This window comes from Streptomyces sp. NPDC051664 (assembly GCF_044453545.1).
Lineage (GTDB): Bacteria > Actinomycetota > Actinomycetes > Streptomycetales > Streptomycetaceae > Streptomyces.
Genome location: NZ_JBITCU010000010.1, coordinates 59,394 through 80,911, shown reverse-complemented (window position 1 = coordinate 80,911; position 21,518 = coordinate 59,394). Strand labels below are relative to the sequence as shown.

Sequence of the window (21,518 nt, the reverse complement as noted above, 5' to 3'; positions counted from 1 at the left end):
CCCCCGACGGCCGCCGCCGGTTCGGTCATGGCGAGGAGTGGCTCGCGAGCGCCACGCGTTCCCTGTCACCCGTGCGTGCGTCTCTCCGTACACCTTTATGCCCATCGAACGGATGGCAGATGAGGTGGTGCGGCACAATGACATGCCCAGCAGGCCACTCACTGATGGAACGGCGATATGACGACTGCAGCGGTTGACCATCCCTCCTCGGACCAGGACGAGGACGGCCGGAAGAGGACCATCGGCGGCAGTCGCGCGTTCGCACTGCTGCTGGTGATCACCGGTGCCGCGGGTCTCCTCGCCGCCTGGGTGATCACGATCGACAAGTTCAAGCTGCTCGAGGACCCCAGCTTCACCCCGGGCTGCAGCCTCAACCCTGTGGTCTCGTGCGGCAACATCATGAAGAGCGAGCAGGCGTCCGTCTTCGGGTTCCCGAACCCGATGCTGGGACTCGTCACCTACTCCGTCGTCATCGGGATCGGCCTGGCCCTGCTCGCCGGCGCCCGTTTCCGCAGCTGGTACTGGCTCGGGCTCAACGCAGGCACACTGTTCGGCGTCGGCTTCTGCACCTGGCTGCAGTACCAGTCGCTGTACAACATCAACTCGCTCTGCCTGTGGTGCTGCCTGGCCTGGGTCGCGACGATCTTCATGTTCTGCTACGTCACCACGCACAACATCAAGCACCGGATCCTGCCCGCGCCGAACTGGCTGCGCAACGGACTGACGGAGTTCCACTGGGTGCCGCCGGTCCTCTGGGTGGGCATCATCGGCATGCTGATCCTGACCCGCTGGTGGGACTTCTGGACCAGCTGACCGTCCGCGCCGGGAGCGGGCACCGGCCCGGCCGGGCTGTCAGTGCCGTGACATAGGCTTCAAAACGTGGAGCCCGACCTCTTTACCGCAGCCGCCGAAGACCGCCAGGAGAAGGACCCGTCCAGCAGCCCCCTCGCTGTCCGGATGCGCCCTCGTATCCTCGACGAGGTCGTCGGCCAGCAGCATCTGCTGAAACCGGGCTCGCCGCTGCGCCGCCTCGTCGGCGAAGGGGGCGGCGGGCCTGCCGGCCCGTCGTCGGTGATCCTCTGGGGCCCGCCCGGCATCGGCAAGACGACTCTGGCGTACGTGGTCAGCAAGGCCACCAACAAGCGCTTCGTCGAGCTCTCCGCGATCACCGCGGGGGTCAAGGAAGTACGGGCCGTCATCGAGAGCGCCCGCCGCGCCACCGGTGGCTACGGCAAGGAGACCGTCCTCTTCCTCGACGAGATCCACCGCTTCTCCAAGGCCCAGCAGGACTCGCTGCTGCCGGCCGTGGAGAACCGCTGGGTGACGCTCATCGCCGCGACGACCGAGAACCCGTACTTCTCGATCATCTCGCCGCTCCTGTCGCGCTCGCTGCTCCTGACCCTCGAATCGCTCACCGACGACGATCTGCGCGCCCTGATGCGCCGCGCCCTGACCGCCGAGCACGGCCTCGGCGGCGCGGTCACCCTGCCCGAGGACGCCGAGGCGCATCTGCTGCGCATCGCGGGCGGCGACGCGCGCCGCGCGCTGACAGCGCTGGAGGCCGCGGCCGGCGCGGCCCTCGCCATGCAGGAGAAGGAGGTCACCCTCCAGACGGTCGAGGCGACCGTCGACCGGGCGGCCGTGAAGTACGACCGGGACGGTGACCAGCACTACGACGTGGCGAGCGCGCTGATCAAGTCGATCCGCGGCTCCGACGTGGACGCGGCGCTGCACTATCTGGCCCGGATGATCGAGGCGGGGGAGGACCCGCGGTTCATCGCCCGGCGGCTGATGATCTCCGCCAGCGAGGACATCGGCCTCGCCGACCCGACGGCGCTGCCCACAGCGGTCGCCGCCGCCCAGGCCGTCGCCATGATCGGCTTCCCGGAGGCGGCGCTCACCCTCAGCCATGCCACGATCGCGCTGGCGCTCGCCCCCAAGTCGAATGCGGCGACGCTGGCGATCTCCGCCGCCCAGGAGGATGTGCGCAACGGCCTGGCGGGCCCGGTCCCGGCCCATCTCCGCGACGGCCACTACAAGGGGGCCGCCAAGCTGGGCCATGCGCAGGGCTACATCTATCCGCACGATGTCCCCGGCGGGATCGCAGCCCAGCAGTACGCCCCGGACGCGGTCGCCGACAAGCGCTACTACCGGCCCACCCGGTACGGCGCCGAGGCGCGCTATGCCGATGTGGTGGACCGGGTCCGCGACCGGTTGGGCCGCGGTGGTTCCGACGACGCGACGGACGCGTGACGCTCCTCCTCCGGACGGTGGGGCACCCGTTCAGCGTGCGGCCGCTTCGAACAGTGTGTGCATCGCGTGGCGCAGCTCGGTGACGTCGCGCACCGGCTCGGGGAACTCGAAGCGTGCGTCGAAGCACCGCCCGTCGGCCTCGCAGAAGCGCACCCGCAGCCCGTGCCGGTCGAGCGCGACCGGCACGACCGAGGGCCGGTGGGCCGCGCAGCTGCCGTCCACCCGCTCTCCCAGCAGCCCGCACAGCAGCGCCACCTGTTCGCCGTGCGCCGCGTGCAGATGCTGCAGCAGCTCCGCCTCGTGGGCGACGAGCGGGTCGGCGGCGGCGTCCCGGAATTCCTCCGGCTCGACGTCCTGGGCGCCCCACAGATCGTCGACGTACGCCTCACCGGTCTCCAGCCGCAGCATCATCCGTCCGGGACCGGCCATTCCCGGTACGGAGGTGAGCCATCCGGAGATCCAACCGCGGCCACGGATGCGGTGCGGTACGGAGACCGGTGCGACGTCCGTGATCTCCAACACGGCGGTCAGCTCGTCGTCCTGGGCGCGCGTGGCGGCCCGTACGGCCGGGGAATCGGCGGGAAACTCGAGGAACAGATCGCCCTCGGGGCCCACGCTGCGGTCCAGCGGCACCAGCTGGTCGAAACCGGCTGTGGTCAGCCCGGGGATGAGCAGTACCGCCGAACAGGTACTCTGTACGAGAGTTCGTGTGCGCTCGGCTGCTGACGGCATCCGTGTGTTTTCAAGCCCGCTGGGACGCGGCTGACCACGATCTGATCGGTCCTCCGTCGTATCGACGTCCTCGATGGCGTCGACGCTGTCAGTGCTGTCCGTGACGTGTGTGGTGTTCCCAGGGCGAGACATGCGATCTCCTTGAGTAAGGTGAGCCTAACCTAACCCACAACGGAGGTCTGGAGAACGTGCCTAATCAGTCGCGTCCCAAGGTCAAGAAGTCTCGTGCGCTCGGCATCGCCCTGACGCCGAAGGCCGTCAAGTACTTCGAGGCCCGCCCCTACCCGCCGGGCGAGCACGGCCGTGGCCGCAAGCAGAACTCGGACTACAAGGTCCGTCTGCTCGAGAAGCAGCGTCTGCGCGCCCAGTACGACATCAGCGAGCGCCAGATGGCGCGCGCCTACGACCGCGCCAAGAAGGCCGAAGGCAAGACGGGCGAGGCGCTCGTCGTCGAGCTCGAGCGCCGTCTCGACGCGCTGGTCCTGCGTTCGGGCATCGCCCGCACGATCTACCAGGCCCGCCAGATGGTCGTCCACGGCCACATCGAGGTCGACGGCCGCAAGGTCGACAAGCCGTCCTTCCGCGTCCGTCCCGACAACATCGTGATGGTCCGCGAGCGCAGCCGCGACAAGCACCCCTTCCAGGTGGCCCGCGAGGGTGGTTACGCCCCCGACGGCGAGACCCCGCGCTACCTGCAGGTGAACCTGAAGGCCCTGGCCTTCCGCCTGGACCGGGACCCGAACCGCAAGGAGATCCCGGTGATCTGCGACGAGCAGCTCGTCGTCGAGTACTACGCCCGCTGATCCAGGCGTAGCCGCTCTCACCAGCGATCGGGCCCGCCCCTCCCCGAAGTCGGGGAGGCGGCGGGCTTCCGCGTTCTGCCGTCCGGGGCCGGTACGGGACCACGCCGCTGTGCCTTCACGCCCGGACGGTCCACGGTCCGGCACGCCAGCGCCCGTGCCACCGCCGCGTCCGGATCCAGCTGCGCACCCGCCCGCCGACCCGATTCGTACCGTGCGTCGCCCAGCTTCTGCCGCGCCAGCCGCTCGCACTCCGCCCGCGGCCTTCCGTAGTACGCCGAACCGAACAGCGGCAGCCCCACCGACGGCCAGATCCGTTCGGCGGCCCCCTGCAGCACCGCCGCCTCCGCCGCATCCCCCTCGACCGCCGTGACCAGTGCCAGCAGCTCCATGGCGAGGACGGACCCGAGCAGGTCATGGAAGGCGTGGCCGATGGCCAGGGACTCCTGGAGCAGCTCCCGGGCGCACTCCGGCCGTCCCTGCTGCAGCTGCGCGTAGGCCAGCACGAAGAGCGCGTACGAGAGTGCCCACCGCTCCCCGCGGTCCTCGCAGACCTCCCTGACCTCCTGGCAGATCTCCACCGCGCCCTGCAGGTCCCCGCGGAACCCGACCGCCATCGCCAGTTCGATCTGGGCCATCAGCACATTGCTGTTCAGCTCGCCGAGGTCCCGGTAGCGCCCCAGGGCGTCCTGCAACAGCTCCTCCGCGCGGACCATGTCGTCCGTGACGAGGGCCAGACATCCCGTGCGGTGCACCGCGTAGGCCTGGGCCGCCGCGTCACCGGTCCGCTCCGCCTCCTCCCGGCACTCGTGCAACGCGGAGATCGCACCGATCGCGTCCCCCTGCAGCACGGCCACATACCCGAGCACCCACAGCGCCTTGAGCCGGGACGGTTCGTACGGCGTCTCCTCCTCCAGTACATGGTTCAGCCAGTGCCGCCCCTCCGAGAGGCGCCCGCAGCCGACCCAGAGGAACCAGAGCGTGGCCGCCAGGTACTGCGCGAGATGGGCCTCGTCCGGGGACTCCAGCGAACACTCCATCGCCCGGCGCAGATTGGGCAGTTCGCTCTCGGCCCGGGCCGCGACCTCGCCCTGCCGCGGGCTGAACCAGTCGAGCTCGCACCAGGTGGCGAGCCCCAGGAACCAGTCCCGGTGGCGCCGTCGTAACCGGTCCGTGTCGCCGGTGGCGGCCAGCCACTCGGCGCCGTACTCGCGCACCGTGTCCAGCATCCGGTAGCGGGTGCCCACCGCCGAGTCCTCGCGCAGCACCACGGACTGCGCCAGCAGCCCCGTCAGTACATCGAGCACCGACTCGGCCGGCAGTTCGGGGCTGCTGCAGATGTACTCGACGGCCTCCAGATCGAACTGCCCGGCGAAGACCGACAGCCGCGCCCACAGCAGCCGCTGCTCCGGAGCGCACAGCTCGTGGCTCCAGCCGATGGCCGTACGGAGCGTCTGGTGGCGCGCCTGCGCGCTGCGGCTGGCGCCGGTCAGCAGCCGGAAGCGGTCGTCCAGACGTTGCAGCACCTGTTCCGTGGACAGGGCGCGAAGCCGTCCGGCGGCCAGTTCCAGCGCGAGCGGGATCCCGTCCAGCCGACGGCACAGCTCCCGCGCCGATCCGCGGTTGTCGTCCGTCAGCCGGAACTCCGGGCGCACCGCCGCGGCCCGTTCCGCGAACAGTGTCATCGCGTCCTCGTCAGCCATCGGCGCGAGCGGATAGGTGACCTCGCCGTCCAGTTCCAGGGGCTGCCGTCCGGCGGCCAGCACCCGCACCTGCGGGCACCTGCGCAGCAGCGCGCACACCAACTCGGCGCAGGCGTCGACAAGATGCTCGAAGCCGTCGATCACCAGCAGGAGCCGGCGTCCGGTGAGATGTTCGAGGAGTGTCGTGCGAGGCGGGCGGCTGGTGTGATCTGTGAGTCCCAGCGCATCGATCACGGCATGTTCCAGCAGTCCGGGGTCGTGGACGGCGGACAGCTCCACCAGCCAGACCCCGTCGCAGTACCGTTTCTCCAGGAGAGCCGCAGCCCGGATGGCACTCCGGGTCTTCCCCACGCCACCCACCCCGACCACGGTGACCAGTCTCGATTCCGTCAGCAGACGGCCCAGGTCGGCCAGCTCCTCGGCACGTCCCACGAATCGGTTCAGTTCCGCCGGGAGATTGCCACGGGCCGTGCTGGTGGGGCTCGGAGCGTCGGGGGAATCGTCGGGGGAGGGGCGCTGGGAGCGTCGCATGAACACGCAGAGTACTGGCCTGGCAGCTCTCCGTACAATCTCCTTTGTGCAACTCCCGCTCCCCCCATCCCTGATGCGGTAGGGGGCGCGCCCCCCGGCGCGATAGGGTCGGGAGACGACGATTCGACAAGCCAGAGAGCGGTGCAACGTGTCCGGTGGAGAGGTGGCCGGGATCCTGGTGGCCGTCTTCTGGGCGATCCTGGTCTCGTTCCTCGCCGTCGTCCTGGTGAGGCTGGCCCAGACGCTCAAGGCAACCACCAAGCTCGTGGCGGAAGTGACCGAACAGGCCGTTCCGCTGCTCGCCGACGCCTCCGCGACGGTGCGCTCCGCGCAGACCCAGCTCGACAAGGTCGACGCGATCGCGACGGACGTCCAGGAGGTCACCTCCAACGCCTCGGCGCTCTCCACCACCGTCGCATCCACCTTCGGCGGACCACTGGTCAAGGTGGCCGCGTTCGGTTACGGAGTGCGGCAGGCCATCGGCCGCCGGACCTCCCCGGAAGCCGAGCCGGCCCGCCGGGCGCCGCGTCGCACGGTGGTCGTCGGCCGTACGGTGCCGTCCGCGAGGGCCAAGAAGCGCGGCGGCAGAAGCTCCCGCGGATCGAAGGACTGACGCAGCGATGTTCCGCCGTACGTTCTGGTTCACCGCCGGCGCAGCCGCCGGTGTCTGGGCCACCACCAAGGTCAACCGGAAGCTCAAGCAGCTGACCCCCGAGAGCCTCGCGGCGCGTGCCGCCGACAAGGCGATCGAGGGAGGTCACAAGCTCAAGGACTTCGCTCTCGACGTCCGCGACGGCATGGTCCGGCGCGAGGCCGAGCTGGGGGAGGCGCTGGGCCTGCAGGCACCGGTCGATCCCGAGCTCCCGGTACAGCGTCGTTTCGCGGTCGAAGCGGCCGAGTCCGCCCCGGCCGCAGACGCCACCGCCCACCGCAAGCTCCCCTACCACTCGTACAACGACAACTCGTACAACCGGAATGAGGACCACTGATGGAGTCGGCTGAAATTCGTCGCCGCTGGCTGAGCTTCTTCGAGGAGCGCGGGCACACCGTCGTGCCTTCGGCGTCGCTCATCGCGGACGACCCGACTCTGCTGCTGGTCCCCGCGGGCATGGTCCCCTTCAAGCCGTACTTCCTCGGCGAGGTCAAGCCGCCCGCCCCGCGCGTCACCAGCGTGCAGAAGTGTGTGCGTACGCCCGACATCGAAGAGGTCGGCAAGACCACCCGGCACGGCACCTTCTTCCAGATGTGCGGGAACTTCTCGTTCGGCGACTACTTCAAGGAAGGCGCCATCAGCTACGCCTGGGAGGCTCTCACCACCTCCGTGGCGGACGGCGGCTTCGGCCTCGACCCCGATCGACTGTGGATCACGGTCTACCTCGACGACGACGAGGCCGAGCAGATCTGGCGCGACAAGATCGGCGTCCCGGCCGAACGCATCCAGCGTCTGGGCAAGAAGGACAACTTCTGGTCCATGGGCGTCCCCGGCCCGTGCGGCCCCTGCTCCGAGATCAACTACGACCGTGGCCCCGAGTTCGGTGTCGAGGGCGGCCCGGCCGTCAACGACGAGCGGTACGTGGAGATCTGGAACCTGGTCTTCATGCAGTACGAGCGGGGCGCCGGCGACGGCAAGGAGGACTTCCCGATCCTCGGTGACCTGCCGTCCAAGAACATCGACACCGGCCTCGGCCTCGAGCGCCTCGCGATGATCCTGCAGGACGTGCAGAACCTGTACGAGATCGACACCTCGATGGCCGTCATCGAGAAGGCCACCGAGCTGACCGGGGTGCGCTACGGCGAGAACCACACTTCCGACGTCTCGCTCCGGGTCGTCACCGACCACATGCGTACGTCCGTCATGCTCATCGGCGACGGTGTCTCCCCCGGCAACGAGGGCCGCGGCTACGTCCTGCGCCGCATCATGCGCCGCGCCGTCCGCAACATGCGCCTCCTCGGCGCCACCGGCCCGGTCGTCGCCGAGCTCGTCGACACGGTCATCCAGTCGATGGGCCAGCAGTACCCGGAGCTGATCACCGACCGCAAGCGCATCGAGACCGTCGCGCTCGCCGAAGAGGCCGCCTTCCTGAAGGCTCTCAAGGGCGGCACCAACATCCTCGACACCGCCGTCACCGAGACCAAGGCAGCCGGCGGCAAGGTCCTCGCCGGCGACAAGGCGTTCCTGCTCCACGACACCTGGGGCTTCCCGATCGACCTCACCCTGGAGATGGCCGCCGAACAGGGCCTCGCCGTGGACGAGGACGGCTTCCGCCGCCTGATGAAGGAGCAGCGGGACCGCGCCAAGGCCGACGCCAAGGCCAAGAAGACCGGCCATGCCGACCTGTCCGCCTACCGCGAGGTGGCCGACAAGTCGGGCTCCACCGAGTTCACCGGCTACACCTCCACCGAGGGCGAGTCGACGATCGTCGGCCTCCTCGTCGACGGGATCTCCTCGCCCGCCGCCACCGAGGGCGACGAGGTCGAGGTCGTCCTCGACCGCACGCCGTTCTACGCCGAGGGCGGCGGCCAGCTCGCCGACCAGGGCCGGATCCGGCTCGACACCGGCGCCGTCATCCAGGTGCGCGACGTCCAGCAGCCGGTCCCGGGCGTCTCCGTACACAAGGGCACGGTCCAGGTCGGCGAGGTGACGGTCGGCGCCACCGCCTACGCCGCCATCGACACCACCCGCCGCCGCGCCATCGCCCGCGCCCACAGCGCCACCCACCTCACGCACCAGGCGCTGCGTGACGCTCTCGGCCCTACGGCTGCCCAGGCGGGTTCGGAGAACTCGCCGGGCCGCTTCCGCTTCGACTTCGGTTCGCCCGCCGCCGTCCCCGGCACGGTCCTGACCGACGTGGAGCAGAAGATCAACGAGGTCCTCACCCGGGAGCTCGACGTCCAGGCCGAGGTCATGTCGATCGACGAGGCGAAGAAGCAGGGCGCCATCGCGGAGTTCGGCGAGAAGTACGGCGAGCGGGTCCGGGTCGTCACCATCGGCGACTTCTCCAAGGAGCTGTGCGGCGGTACGCACGTCCACAACACCGCCCAGCTGGGTCTGGTGAAGCTGCTCGGCGAGTCGTCCATCGGCTCCGGCGTGCGCCGTATCGAGGCCCTCGTCGGCGTCGACGCGTACAACTTCCTGGCCAAGGAGCACACGGTCGTCGCCCAGCTCCAGGAGCTGGTCAAGGGCCGCCCCGAGGAGCTCCCGGAGAAGGTCTCCGCCATGCTCGGCAAGCTGAAGGACGCCGAGAAGGAGATCGAGAAGTTCCGCGCGGAGAAGGTCCTCCAGGCCGCCGGCGGACTCGCCGACTCCGCCAAGGACGTACGCGGTACCGCCCTGGTCACCGGACAGGTGCCGGACGGGACGTCCGCCGACGACCTGCGCAGGCTGGTCCTCGACGTCCGGGGCCGCATCCAGGGCGGCCGCCCGGCCGTCGTGGCCCTGTTCACCACGGCCAACGGCCGCCCGCTGACCGTCATCGCCACCAACGAGGCGGCCCGCGAGCGCGGCCTCAAGGCCGGTGACCTGGTCCGTACGGCTGCCAAGACCCTCGGCGGCGGTGGCGGCGGCAAGCCGGACGTGGCCCAGGGCGGCGGCCAGAACCCCGCCGCCATCGGCGAGGCCATCGCCGCTGTCGAACGCCTCGTCACCGAGACGGCGTGACGGCGGGAGTGACGCAGATGCGCCGCGGACGTCGCCTCGCGATCGACGTCGGGGACGCCCGGATCGGGGTCGCCTCGTGCGACCCCGACGGGATCCTCGCCACGCCGGTGGAAACCGTGCCGGGACGCGACGTCCCGGCCGCCCACCGGCGGCTGGGGCAGATCGTCGAGGAGTACGAGCCCATCGAGATCATCATCGGGCTGCCCAGATCCCTGGGCGGCGGTGAAGGGCCCGCCGCGGCCAAGGTCCGGGTGTTCGCCCAGGAGGTCGCCCGCTCGGCCGCACCCATTCCGGTGCGATTGGTGGACGAGAGGATGACCACAGTGACGGCGAGTCAGGGACTGCGCGCCTCGGGTGTGAAGTCCAAGAAGGGCCGGTCTGTCATCGACCAGGCTGCCGCTGTGGTGATCCTCCAGAACGCTCTGGAGTCGGAGCGGGCGTCAGGTAAAGCTCCGGGCGAAGGCGTCGAAGTGGTTGTCTGATCGCGATACGGTAACGTTCCGCGCGATGCGGCGGTGTTCGAACAAACACCGCACAGCAAAGAGGCGGAAGTGCGTCTCGCGGCTCTAGGGGATCGATGACTGAGTATGGCCGGGGCCCCGGCTCCGAACCGTGGCATCCCGAGGATCCCCTCTATGGGGACCAGGGATGGGACGGCCAGCAGGCTGCCCACGGCCAGAGTCAGTACGGCGGCCCGCAGCAGTCCTATCCGCAGGACCCCTACGCTCAGCAGCAGCAGCAGCAGCAGCCGCAGCAGATGTACCCGCAGCATCAGCAGCACCAGCAGTACGGCTCGCCGCAGGACCCGTACGCGCAGGACCCGTATGCGCAGCAGCGGCAGCCGCAGCAGCACGACCCGTACGCCCAGGACCCGTATGCGCAGCAGCCGCAGCAGCAGCACGACCCGTACGCTCAGCAGGCTCCGCAGCACCAGCAGTACAACGGCGGCTGGGACACCGGTCAGCAGCCCGCAGCGATGCCGCAGTACGACGGTCAGGCGCAGGACGCGTACGGGAACCGGCAGGGTGGTTACAGCGCATCGCACGACCCCTACGGCACTCCCGAGGCGTACCCGCCGCCGCAGCCCCCGGGCCGGCGTGAGGCCGCGCCCGAACAGGCCTCACCACGTAACCCCGACTGGGACCCGGACGAGCCCGAGGAGGAGACACACCCCTTCTTCACGGGCGTCGACGACGACCGCGATGTCCGGCGCCCCCGTGACGACGATGACGAGTACGACGACGACCCGCGTGAGTCGCGCAAGGGCGGCGGCAGCGAACGCCGCGGCAAGGGCAAGAAGAAGAGCCGCAACGGCTGCGCGTGCCTCGTCGTCTCCCTGGTCCTCGCCGGCGGTCTCGGCGGCGCGGCCTACTTCGGCTACACGTACTGGCAGAAACAATTCGGCCCCGCACCCGACTACTCGGGCCAGGGCTCCGGCAGCGTCGAGGTGGAGATCCCGAAGCTCGCCCTCGGCAACGAGATCGGCAACATCCTGAAGGAGAAGGGCGTCGTCAAGAGCGTCGACGCCTTCGTCGCGGCGCAGACCGAGAACCCCAAGGGGAAATCGATCCAGGCGGGCGTCTATGTCCTCAACGAGCACATGTCCGCGGCCGAGGCCGTGAAGATGATGCTCGACCCGAAGAGCCAGAATCTGCTGATCATTCCTGAGGGCACGACCAACAGGAATGTCTACAAGATGGTCGACACGAAGCTCGGCCTCAAGGCCGGTACCACCAAAGACGTCGCCAAGAAGAACGTCGGCGGTCTCGGGCTGCCGGACTGGGCCGACGACGACCCGGCCGTCGACGACCGGCTGGAGGGCTTCCTCTATCCCGCGGCCTACCCGGTCACCAAGGAGATGAAGCCCGAGGCCGTCCTCAAGAAGATGGTCTCCCGGGCCAAGGAGGAGTACGGCAAGGTCGACCTGGAGTCGAACGCCAAGAAGCTGGGTCTCAAGAGCCCCTGGCAGCTGATCACGGTCGCCAGCCTTGTTCAGGCCGAGGGCAAGTACAAGCACGACTTCGACAAGGTCGCCCGGGTCGTCTACAACCGGCTCAAGCCCAACAACACCGAGACCTACGGACTGCTCGACTTCGACTCCACCGTGAACTACGCCAAGGCCCAGAGCACCCTGGACACGGGCCCGGTGGCGGACCTGCGGAAGTTCAAGGACCCGTACAACACGTACTACGTCCACGGTCTGCCGCCGGGTCCCATCAACAACCCCGGCGAAGCGGCGCTTCACTCGGCGATCAAGCCCACTCCCGGGCCTTGGTACTACTTCGTGTCCGTGACCGCGGACAAGACCGTGTTCGCGGTCACCAACGAAGAGCACGAACGCAATCGCAAGAAGTACGAACAGGAGAAGTCGGGTCAGTGAGCACCATCCGACGGGCGGCCGTCCTCGGCTCGCCCATCGCCCACTCGCTCTCCCCGGTCCTGCACCGGGCGGCATACGCCGAACTCGGCCTCACCGGATGGTTGTACGACCGCTTCGAGATCGACGAGGCCGCGCTCCCCGGGTTCGTCCAGGGACTCGACTCCACGTGGGTCGGTCTTTCACTGACCATGCCGCTCAAGCGCGCGGTCATCCCGCTGCTGGACTCCATCAGCGGGACCGCGTCCTCGGTCGAGGCCGTCAACACTGTGGTCCTCACCCAGGACGGCCGTCGCGTCGGAGACAACACCGACATCCCCGGCATGATCGCCGCGCTGCGCGAGCGTGGCGTCGAGAAGACGGATTCCGCCGCGGTACTCGGCGCCGGGGCCACCGCGTCCTCCGCACTCGCCGCACTGTCGGAGATCTGTACCGGACCGGTCACCGCCTACGTACGAAGCCGGGAGCGCGGCGACGAAATGCGTGGCTGGGGCGAACGGCTCGGCGTCGACGTCCGGATCGCCGACTGGGCGGACGCGGAGCAGGCGCTGCGGGCACCCCTGGTGATCGCGACCACGCCCGCCGGCGCCACGGACACGCTTGCCGACGCGGTGCCGGGTGCTCCCGGTACGCTCTTCGATGTGCTGTACGAGCCCTGGCCGACCGGACTCGCCGCCGCCTGGTCGGCCCGGAGTGGCGCAGTCGTCGGAGGTCTCGACCTTCTGGTGCACCAGGCCGTCCTCCAGGTCGAGCAGATGACGGGCCACGCGCCCGCTCCCCTCGCGGCCATGCGGCGGGCCGGCGAAGAGGCGCTCGCCGCCCGCTGACCACGCGTGCTCCAGGGGCCGGATCCGTCCGTCTGCTGGACCGGCGGCCGGATGGGGGGCCAGGGCGTGGGAGGATCAAAGGCGGCGGGCCAGGGCCGCGCACCCGGTCGCGCCGTTGCAGTTTCAGGCGCGAGCATGAGGAGCACCGTTGAGCAGGTTGCGCTGGCTGACCGCAGGGGAGTCGCACGGCCCCGCACTGGTGGCGACGCTGGAAGGTCTTCCCGCCGGTGTCCCGATCACCACGGAGATGGTGGCGGACGCACTCGCCCGGCGGCGGCTCGGCTATGGCCGCGGCGCTCGCATGAAGTTCGAGAAGGACGAGGTCACCTTCCTCGGCGGGGTGCGCCACGGGCTCACCATGGGCTCCCCGGTCGCCGTGATGGTGGGCAACACCGAATGGCCCAAGTGGGAGCAGGTCATGTCGGCCGACCCGGTCGACCCCGACGAGCTGGCCAAGCTGGCCCGCAACGCCCCGCTGACCCGCCCCCGCCCCGGCCACGCCGACCTCGCGGGCATGCAGAAGTACGGCTTCGACGAGGCCCGGCCGATCCTGGAGCGCGCCAGCGCCCGGGAGACCGCGGCCCGGGTGGCGCTCGGAGCCGTCGCGCGGTCGTACCTCAAGGAGACGGCGGGCATCGAGATCGTCAGCCACGTCGTCGAACTGGCCGCGGCCAAGGCGCCCTACGGCGTCTACCCCACGCCTGCCGACGTCGAGAAGCTCGACGCCGACCCGGTGCGCTGCCTCGACGCCGCCGCGAGCAAGGAAATGGTCGCCGAGATCGACCAGGCCCACAAGGACGGCGACACCCTCGGCGGTGTGGTCGAGGTGCTCGCGTACGGCGTGCCGGTCGGCCTCGGCTCGCACGTGCACTGGGACCGGCGTCTCGACGCCCGCCTCGCCGCCGCCCTCATGGGCATTCAGGCCATCAAGGGTGTCGAGGTCGGGGACGGCTTCGACCTGGCCCGGGTCCCCGGCTCGAAGGCGCACGACGAGATCCTGGTCACCGAGGACGGCATCAAGCGCTCCTCCGGCCGTTCCGGCGGCACCGAGGGCGGCCTGACCACCGGAGAGCTGCTGCGGGTCCGCGCCGCGATGAAGCCCATCGCGACCGTGCCCCGCGCGCTGGCCACCGTCGACGTCGTCACCGGGGAGCCCGCCAAGGCGCACCACCAGCGCTCCGATGTCTGCGCCGTGCCGGCCGCCGGGATCGTTGCCGAGGCGATGGTCGCGCTGGTCCTGGCCGACGCCGTTGCGGAGAAGTTCGGCGGCGACAGCGTCCCCGAGACCCACCGCAACGTCCAGTCGTACCTCGACCACCTCCAGATCCGATGAGCGGCCCGCTGATCGTCCTCGTCGGCCCGATGGGCGTCGGCAAGTCCACGGTCGGTGAGCTCCTCGCCGACCGGCTCGGCACCACCTACCGGGACACCGACGCGGACGTCGTGGCCACGGCGGGCAAGCCGATCTCCGAGATCTTCTACGACGAGGGCGAGGAACACTTCCGCGAGCTCGAGCGAGAGGCGGTACGCGCTGCGGTCGCCGAGCACACGGGCGTCCTCTCGCTCGGCGGTGGAGCCGTACTCGACGAGACGACCCGCACCCTGCTCGCCGACCACGCGGTCGCCTACCTCTCGATGGACGTCGAGGAGGCCGTCAAGCGGGTCGGGCTGAACACCGCGCGCCCGCTGCTCGCCGTCAACCCGCGCCGGCAGTGGCGCGAGCTGATGGACGCCCGCCGCCACCTCTACACCGAGGTGGCCAGGGCGACCGTCGCCACCGACGGGCGCACCCCCGAAGAGGTCGCCCAAGCGGTCCTCGACGCACTGGAACTGCCGGAGCGCGCGGGCGACCCCGCAGCGCCCGGCCGGGAGAACACACACATGACGGACCAGGGACCCACGCGCATCCAGATCGCCGGCAGTGCGGGCACCGACCCGTACGAGGTGCTGATCGGCCGGCAGCTGCTCGGCGAGCTGCCGTCGCTCATCGGAGACCGAGCCCAGCGGGTCGCGGTCCTGCACCCCGAGGCGCTCGCCGAGACCGGCGAGGCGGTCCGTCAGGACCTCGCCGACCAGGGGTACGAGGCCATCGCGATCCAGCTGCCGAACGCCGAGGAGGCCAAGACCGTCGAGGTCGCGGCGTACTGCTGGAAGGCGCTCGGCCAGACCGGCTTCACCCGTACCGATGTGATCGTCGGCGTCGGCGGCGGCGCCACCACGGATGTGGCCGGGTTCGTCGCGGCGACCTGGCTGCGCGGGGTGCGCTGGATCGCCGTACCGACGACGGTGCTCGCCATGGTCGACGCGGCCGTCGGCGGCAAGACGGGCATCAACACCGCCGAGGGCAAGAACCTCGTCGGCGCCTTCCACCCGCCGGCCGGGGTGCTCTGCGACCTCGCCTCCCTCGACTCGCTGCCCGTGCACGACTACGTCAGCGGCATGGCCGAGATCATCAAGGCCGGTTTCATCGCCGACCCCGCGATCCTCGACCTGATCGAGTCGGACCCGGAAGGTGCCCGTACGCCCGCCGGACCACACACCGCCGAGCTCATCGAGCGCTCCATCCGGGTCAAGGCCGAGGTCGTCTCCAGCGACCTCAAGGAGTCCGGTCTGCGTGAGATCCTCAACTACGGTCACACCCTCGGTCACGCCATCGAGAAGAACGAGCGCTACAAGTGGCGCCACGGCGCGGCCGTCTCCATCGGGATGGTCTTCGCCGCCGAGCTCGGCCGGCTGGCCGGCCGCCTCGACGACGCCACCGCCGACCGGCACCGGGCGATCCTGGAGTCGGTCGGACTGCCGCTCACCTACCGCGGTGACCAGTGGCCCAAGCTGCTGGAGAACATGAAGGTCGACAAGAAGTCCCGCGGCGACCTGCTCCGCTTCATCGTCCTCGACGGTCTGGGCAAGCCCACCGTCCTGGAGGGCCCCGACCCGGCGGTGCTGCTCGCCGCGTACGGGGAGGTATCGGCGTGACCCGCAGGGTCTTCGTGCTCAACGGGCCGAATCTCGGCCGGCTCGGATCCCGCGAGCCCGATGTGTACGGAGCGACCTCGTACGCCGGACTCGTCGAGACCTGCCGTGCGCTCGGCAAGGAGCTCGGCTTCGACGTCGACGTCCGGGAGACCAACGACGAGGGCGAGCTGATCCGCTGGCTGCACGAGGCAGCGGACGGTTCGATTCCGGTCGTTCTCAACCCGGGAGCGTTCACCCACTACTCGTACGGAATGCGGGACGCGGCCGCGCAGCGAACCGCCCCGTTGATCGAGGTGCACATCTCGAACCCGTACGCCCGGGAGGAATTCCGCCACACCTCCGTGGTCGCACCGGTTGCCACAGGGACCGTGGCCGGATTCGGTATCGGCTCCTACCGGCTCGCGCTCCGCGCCCTCGCGGACGAACTGACGGACTGACGTACCGGCAGGCCGCGTGCCGGACGGCCGGACCCGGCCGACGGGCACTCCGAACCGTCCCCGACCGTTGCCTCTGTGGCGGCCGGGGACGGTACGGTTGCCGTTCCACCAGCGCCAGTTGCCTGTACGAGACGGAGTGGCACCGGATGCAGCACGCAGTGGGGGCCCCGCTGCCGCCGCCCCCAGGACCCGGAAACGGACCTGTCGGCTGGACGCATCAGGCCCAGCACCCCGGCCCCCCCGGTCCAGCGGGGCCGCCGCCCCCGCCCCCGCCGGCATCCCAGGGCCAGGGCTGGACCGGGCCCGCCCCGCACCACGCGCCCGCGCCTGTCTCCCGGGAGACCACCGGGCACATCCAGCTGCCGCCCGGCGGGCCCGTCCCGCTGCCCGCACCACCCGCCGAGCCCGGCACGGGCACGGCGACGCTCGCCGTCCTCCTGATCGGTCCGGCGGGCGCGGGCAAGACCACCGTGGCGAAGCTGTGGGCCAGCCGCCGCCGGGTCCCCACGGCGCACGTCAGCCTCGACGACGTCCGCGAATGGGTCTGCTCCGGCTTCGCCGACCCGCAGGCCGGGTGGAACGACCACTCGGAGGCCCAGTACCGGCTGGCCCGCCGCACCTGCGGTTTCGCCGCCCGCAATTTCCTGGCCAACGGCATCTCCTGCATCCTCGACGACGCGGTGTTCCCCGACCGCCCGGTCGTGGGCCTCGGCGGCTGGAAGCGCCATGTGGGCCCGGGGCTGCTGCCCGTGGTGCTCCTCCCCGGCCTGGAGATCGTGCTGGAGCGCAACGCCGCCCGCAGCGGCAACCGCCGGCTGTCGGACGAGGAGGTCGCCCGGATCCACGGCAGGATGGCGGGCTGGTACGGCTCGGGGCTGCCGATCATCGACAACTCGACCTACGACGTGGAGACCACGGCCCGCGTCCTCGACGACATACTCGCCCGCTCCATAGCCAGCCCGCCCGCATGGTGACGGCCCGGCGGGTCCCGGATCCGCACACCTGAGCGCGGGCCCCGGCCTGCTGCGGCCCCCGGTCGGATGCGCTGACCGGGCAGCCCGGCGCTCCCGCTCGTAGGCTCGTGGCATGTCAGAGGTGTACACCGTCCGCCGCGCGCTGCTGCGGGACCGGTGCGCCGCCGTCGGATCCGCGGCCGCTCTCGTCTCCCGCCCCGCCAACGTCCGCTACCTCGCGGGCGGGGCGCCCCCAGGTGCCGTGCTGCTGCTCGGTCCCGACGAGGACGTCCTGGTCTGCCCCCGGGCGCCGACCGGCGATCCCGTCCAGGGGCGCACCGACGACGAGCTGCGGCTGGCCCTGCTGCCCGCCACCGACGGCGATCCGGTGGTCGCAGCCGCCGACCTGGCCACCTCCTCCGGCGCGGAATCGCTCGCCGTGGAGGAACACGATCTGACGGTCGCCCGCCACCGGGCCATGCACGCGGTCGCCCCGCGGCTCCGGCTGGCCGACCTCGGCGCCACGGTGGAGCAGCTGCGCATCGTCAAGGACGAGGAGGAGATCGCCTGCCTGCGGATCGCCGCCGAGATCACCGACCAGGCGCTCGGCGAACTCCTCGAATCGATCCTCGTCGGGCGCACCGAACGGCATCTCGCACTGGAACTGGAACGGCGACTGGTGGACCACGGCGCCGACGGACCCGCCTTCTCCACATCCGTCGCCACCGGGCCCAATTCGGGCCAGGGCCGTCACCGGCCCTCCGACCGGCGGGTCGAGGAGGGAGATTTCCTCTCCGTCTGCCTCGGCGCGAACTATCGTGGCTACCGGTGCGAGATCGGTCGTACATTTGTCATCGGGACCGCGCCGGCCTCCTGGCAGATCGACCTCTACGACCTGGTTTTCGCCGCTCAGCGGGCCGGACGCGAGGCCCTGGTACCCGGCGCCGCGTACCGCGATGTGGACCGCGCGGCCCGCCATCTCCTGGACTCCGCGGGCCACGGTGACGGTCTCGCACCTTGGACCGGGCACGGAGTGGGGCTCGAAATCGACGAGGACCCGCAGCTGGCACCGGCAGCCATGGGTAAACTGGACGCTTGTGTGCCGGTCACCGTCGAACCGGGGGTTCACCTCCCGGGCCGGGGCGGGGTCCGGATCGATGACACGCTCGTCGTGCGCCCCGAGGCGGACGGCGGACCCGAGCTACTCACCATTACGACCAAGGAGCTGCTCGCGCTCTAGCGCGCATCCTTGGTTGTCCACCAGCTTTCAGTCCAGGAGATTCCGCAACCGTGGCTTCCACGAACGACCTCAAGAACGGCCTGGTGCTCAAGCTCGACGGAGGCCAGCTCTGGTCCGTCGTCGAGTTCCAGCACGTCAAGCCCGGCAAGGGCCCGGCTTTCGTGCGCACCAAGCTCAAGAACGTGCTGTCCGGCAAGGTCGTCGACAAGACGTTCAACGCCGGCGTGAAGGTCGAGACGGCCACCATTGACCGCCGCGACATGCAGTTCTCGTACATGGACGGCGAGTACTTCGTCTTCATGGACATGGACACGTACGACCAGCTCATGGTCGACCGCAAGGCTGTCGGCAACGCCGCCAACTTCCTGATCGAGGGCTTCACGGCCTCCGTCGCCCAGCACGAGGGCGAGGTGCTCTACGTCGAGCTGCCGGCCGCCGTCGAGCTGACCATCCAGCACACCGACCCGGGCGTCCAGGGCGACCGCTCCACCGGCGGCACCAAGCCCGCCACGCTGGAGACCGGTTACGAGATCGGCGTCCCGCTCTTCATCACCACGGGTGAGAAGATCAAGGTCGACACCCGCACGGGCGACTACCTCGGCCGGGTGAACAGCTAACCGTGGCTGCTCGGAACACGGCCCGCAAGCGAGCCTTCCAGATCCTCTTCGAGGCCGACCAGCGCGGTGAGTCCGTGCAGACGGTTCTCGCGGACTGGGTGCGGCACTCGCGGTCCGACACCCGTCAGCCCCCGGTCACCGAGTACACGATGGAGCTCGTCGAGGGGTACGCGCAGTACGCCGACCGGATCGACGACCTCATCATCACCTACGCCGTGGACTGGGAGATCGACCGCATGCCGGTCGTCGACCGGAACATCCTGCGGCTCGGTGCGTACGAGCTGATCTGGGTGGACGGGACGCCGGACGCGGTGGTGATCGATGAGGCGGTCCAGCTCGCCAAGGAGTTCTCCACCGATGACTCCCCGTCCTTCGTGAACGGGCTGCTGGCCCGCTTCAAGGACCTCAAGCCGAACCTTCGCCGGGAGTCGTAGCTTCTGGCGGCGTTCAGCCCACGAAGGGCCCACGGTCGCATGACCGTGGGCCCTTCGGCGTACGGGGCCCTTGGCCGGGCAGGAGTTCGGTGCGGTGCCCCGGTCCAGGGCGGAGGGTTCCGTCGTCGATCGCCGGACGGGCTTGAAAGTGTTGCCCGGCAACGGGTGGTACCGCGGCCCCTGCCGGTGGGTGGTGGCCCGGGGCCCCTCCGGGGTGTTTCCTCGAACGACGAACGTTCGGGCTCGTCGTCGGGGGAGCCCGGGTATCCGCTCGTCGTCCTGCGGGGACCCGCTGCACGGCCCCGGACCGGCCGGTGCGCGTCAGCGGCCGGTGTGCCTCCGTGCCACGACCACCGGGGCGCGAGTGATACATGGGTGGAGCCGTGCAGGGGAGTCCCCGCAGGGGCTGGCGCACGTGCCGGGTTCGGTCGTGCAGTCGGTTTCCGCGCCAGTTGCGGGCAGACGCCCCGGAGGGGCACGGCCCACCCCACCACCGGGCAGAGGCGACGGTCCGGGGACACGGTGCCCATGAGCAAGTCCGTCCGCGTCGGAGGACGGAACCCTCGCCCCGGTCCCGGGCAGCAAAAAACGCCGGGATGCCGGGGCCCGAATGGGGGACCCGGGCAACCCGGCGTTACGTTTCTTCGGGGCTTCAGGCCAGCACGTCAGCCCTCGTCGTGGGCGACCGCGCGGCGCGCGTCCGCATCCAGGACGCCCCAGCTGATCAGCTGCTCCGTGAGCACGGACGGCGACTGGTCGTAGATCACGGCCAGCGTGCGCAGGTCGTCCTGGCGGATCGAGAGCACCTTGCCGTTGTAGTCACCGCGCTGGCTCTGGATCGTCGCCGCGTAGCGCTGCAGCGGTCCGGCCTTCTCCGGCGGGACGTGGGCGAGGCGCTCCAGGTCCAGGACAAGCTTGGGCGGCGGCTCGGCGGCCCCGCCGGGCGTCGTACCGGGCAGAAGCTCCTGCACCGGGACACCGTAGAAGTCCGCCAGCTCGGCGAGACGCTGTACGGTCACGGCACGGTCGCCGCGCTCGTACGAACCGACCACGACGGCCTTCCAGCGGCCCTGGGACTTCTCCTCCACACCGTGGAGGGAGAGGCCCTGCTGGGTGCGGATGGCACGGAGCTTGGCCCCGAGCTGTTTTGCGTATTCGCTGGACATAAGGCTCCCCGGACGAAGTCTGGTAACTCACTGTGAGGTTACGCAGCGTTACTTGGATGCGTCAAGCCGAATGGTCCGCACCGGCACCTCCCGGGATTGTGACCAAGGCTCCGTGCAAGGCCTGGTAACGTTGATGAAGCAAATTTCGACGTCCTTTAAGGTCCGTCCAGTGAGGCGGAGAAGGAGGTCCGTTTCTTATGGACGCACAGCACGAAGCCACCGGCAATGCGGCACGCCCCGTTCTCGAGGCTCCCGACATCGCCCGAGTACTGACCCGAATCGCCCACGAAATCGTCGAACGCGCCAAGGGCGCCGACGATGTGGTGCTCCTCGGCATCCCGACACGAGGCGTCTTCCTCGCCCGTCGGCTGGCCGACAAGCTCGAAGAGATCACCGGCCGCAAGGTGCCGGTCGGCTCCCTCGACATCACCATGTACCGCGACGACCTGCGGCTGCGCCCGGCACGCGCCCTGGCCCGCACCGAGATCCCCGGCGAGGGTATCGAGGGCCGACTGGTCGTCCTGGTCGACGACGTGCTCTTTTCCGGCCGTACGATCCGCGCCGCACTCGACGCGCTGGGCGACATCGGCCGCCCCCGCGCGGTGCAACTCGCGGTCCTTGTCGACCGCGGCCACCGCGAACTCCCGATCCGCGCCGATTACGTCGGCAAGAACCTCCCCACGTCGCTGCGGGAGACGGTCAAGGTCCAGCTGGCCGAGGAGGACGGCCGCGACGCCGTGCTGCTCGGTGTCCAGCAGACCGCCCCGGCGGGCGCGCAGTAGCTGCACTCACCCGTACGGCCGACATCCGGTCG

Annotated in this window: 20 protein-coding genes; 17 read left to right on the top strand and 3 right to left on the bottom strand. The window is 70.1% G+C overall.

Going from position 1 to position 21,518, the window contains the following annotated elements; all coding sequences use genetic code 11:
• Window positions 1-177: 177 nt before the first annotated feature.
• Entirely contained in the window at window positions 178-813 is a 636-nt protein-coding gene (locus tag ACIA8E_RS20160; RefSeq protein ID WP_399299888.1) for a vitamin K epoxide reductase family protein, read from the top strand.
• A 66-nt stretch (window positions 814-879) separates the two neighbouring features.
• Window positions 880-2,253: a replication-associated recombination protein A gene (locus ACIA8E_RS20155; RefSeq protein ID WP_399299885.1), complete on the top strand. Its 1,374-nt coding sequence runs from the start codon at window positions 880-882 to the stop codon at window positions 2,251-2,253.
• Between the two features lie 30 nt (window positions 2,254-2,283).
• Here the strand turns inward: ACIA8E_RS20155 and ACIA8E_RS20150 are convergent, their stop codons facing one another.
• Window positions 2,284-2,985 (bottom strand): DUF2470 domain-containing protein, encoded by a 702-nt coding sequence (locus ACIA8E_RS20150; RefSeq protein WP_399299882.1) that lies wholly within the window; start codon window positions 2,983-2,985, stop codon window positions 2,284-2,286.
• Window positions 2,986-3,173: 188 nt separating this feature from the next.
• Here ACIA8E_RS20150 and rpsD point away from each other — a divergent pair, with 188 nt between their 5' ends.
• Complete coding sequence (gene rpsD, locus ACIA8E_RS20145) at window positions 3,174-3,788, top strand: 30S ribosomal protein S4 (protein ID WP_030918857.1); 615 nt, start codon at window positions 3,174-3,176, stop codon at window positions 3,786-3,788.
• A 17-nt stretch (window positions 3,789-3,805) separates the two neighbouring features.
• Here rpsD and ACIA8E_RS20140 read toward each other — a convergent pair whose 3' ends face one another.
• Complete coding sequence (locus ACIA8E_RS20140) at window positions 3,806-6,019, bottom strand: ATP-binding protein (protein ID WP_399299878.1); 2,214 nt, start codon at window positions 6,017-6,019, stop codon at window positions 3,806-3,808.
• Between the two features lie 163 nt (window positions 6,020-6,182).
• Between ACIA8E_RS20140 and ACIA8E_RS20135 the strand changes: the two genes are divergently transcribed.
• The 13 genes from ACIA8E_RS20135 (at window position 6,183) to nusB (ending at window position 19,538) form a co-directional block, all read left to right on the top strand.
• Window positions 6,183-6,632, top strand: a complete 450-nt coding sequence (locus tag ACIA8E_RS20135) for a DUF948 domain-containing protein (RefSeq protein WP_399300367.1) — start codon at window positions 6,183-6,185, stop codon at window positions 6,630-6,632.
• Between the two features lie 7 nt (window positions 6,633-6,639).
• Entirely contained in the window at window positions 6,640-7,008 is a 369-nt protein-coding gene (locus ACIA8E_RS20130) for a DUF6167 family protein (RefSeq protein WP_399299875.1), read from the top strand.
• The gene (alaS, locus tag ACIA8E_RS20125; RefSeq protein WP_399299873.1) at window positions 7,008-9,677 is read left to right on the top strand and encodes an alanine--tRNA ligase; all 2,670 of its coding nucleotides are present in this window, start codon (window positions 7,008-7,010) and stop codon (window positions 9,675-9,677) included. The genes ACIA8E_RS20130 and alaS overlap by 1 nt, the downstream gene beginning before the upstream one ends.
• Entirely contained in the window at window positions 9,674-10,159 is a 486-nt protein-coding gene (gene ruvX, locus ACIA8E_RS20120) for a Holliday junction resolvase RuvX (protein ID WP_399299870.1), read from the top strand. Before alaS ends, ruvX begins: the two co-directional genes overlap by 4 nt.
• Window positions 10,160-10,254: 95 nt before the next feature.
• Window positions 10,255-12,057, top strand: a complete 1,803-nt coding sequence (gene mltG / locus ACIA8E_RS20115; protein ID WP_399299867.1) for an endolytic transglycosylase MltG — start codon at window positions 10,255-10,257, stop codon at window positions 12,055-12,057.
• Entirely contained in the window at window positions 12,054-12,881 is an 828-nt protein-coding gene (locus ACIA8E_RS20110) for a shikimate dehydrogenase (RefSeq protein WP_399299865.1), read from the top strand. Before mltG ends, ACIA8E_RS20110 begins: the two co-directional genes overlap by 4 nt.
• A 148-nt stretch (window positions 12,882-13,029) precedes the next feature.
• Window positions 13,030-14,214 (top strand): chorismate synthase, encoded by a 1,185-nt coding sequence (aroC, locus tag ACIA8E_RS20105; protein ID WP_399299862.1) that lies wholly within the window; start codon window positions 13,030-13,032, stop codon window positions 14,212-14,214.
• Entirely contained in the window at window positions 14,211-15,857 is a 1,647-nt protein-coding gene (aroB, locus tag ACIA8E_RS20100) for a 3-dehydroquinate synthase (protein ID WP_399299859.1), read from the top strand. The genes aroC and aroB overlap by 4 nt, the downstream gene beginning before the upstream one ends.
• On the top strand, window positions 15,854-16,294 hold the full coding sequence (gene aroQ / locus ACIA8E_RS20095; RefSeq protein ID WP_313936329.1) for a type II 3-dehydroquinate dehydratase: 441 nt from the start codon (window positions 15,854-15,856) through the stop codon (window positions 16,292-16,294). The genes aroB and aroQ overlap by 4 nt, the downstream gene beginning before the upstream one ends.
• Before the next feature lie 146 nt (window positions 16,295-16,440).
• The gene (locus ACIA8E_RS20090; RefSeq protein WP_399299855.1) at window positions 16,441-17,268 is read left to right on the top strand and encodes a Pro-rich N-terminal domain-containing protein; all 828 of its coding nucleotides are present in this window, start codon (window positions 16,441-16,443) and stop codon (window positions 17,266-17,268) included.
• A gap of 112 nt (window positions 17,269-17,380) precedes the next feature.
• The gene (locus ACIA8E_RS20085) at window positions 17,381-18,487 is read left to right on the top strand and encodes an aminopeptidase P family protein (protein WP_399299852.1); all 1,107 of its coding nucleotides are present in this window, start codon (window positions 17,381-17,383) and stop codon (window positions 18,485-18,487) included.
• 50 nt (window positions 18,488-18,537) lie between these two features.
• Window positions 18,538-19,104, top strand: coding sequence for an elongation factor P (gene efp / locus ACIA8E_RS20080; RefSeq protein WP_114243496.1), 567 nt, complete (start codon window positions 18,538-18,540; stop codon window positions 19,102-19,104).
• Window positions 19,105-19,106: 2 nt separating this feature from the next.
• Window positions 19,107-19,538, top strand: coding sequence for a transcription antitermination factor NusB (gene nusB, locus ACIA8E_RS20075; protein ID WP_267006214.1), 432 nt, complete (start codon window positions 19,107-19,109; stop codon window positions 19,536-19,538).
• A 665-nt stretch (window positions 19,539-20,203) separates the two neighbouring features.
• On the opposite strand, the gene bldD is transcribed toward nusB, so the two are convergent.
• Window positions 20,204-20,704, bottom strand: a complete 501-nt coding sequence (gene bldD, locus ACIA8E_RS20070) for a transcriptional regulator BldD (RefSeq protein WP_014157378.1) — start codon at window positions 20,702-20,704, stop codon at window positions 20,204-20,206.
• 197 nt (window positions 20,705-20,901) lie between these two features.
• On the opposite strand from bldD, the gene pyrR reads away from it, so the two are divergent.
• A complete protein-coding gene (pyrR, locus tag ACIA8E_RS20065; RefSeq protein ID WP_267006215.1) occupies window positions 20,902-21,486 on the top strand; it encodes a bifunctional pyr operon transcriptional regulator/uracil phosphoribosyltransferase PyrR in 585 nt (194 codons plus the stop codon).
• Window positions 21,487-21,518: the final 32 nt, after the last annotated feature.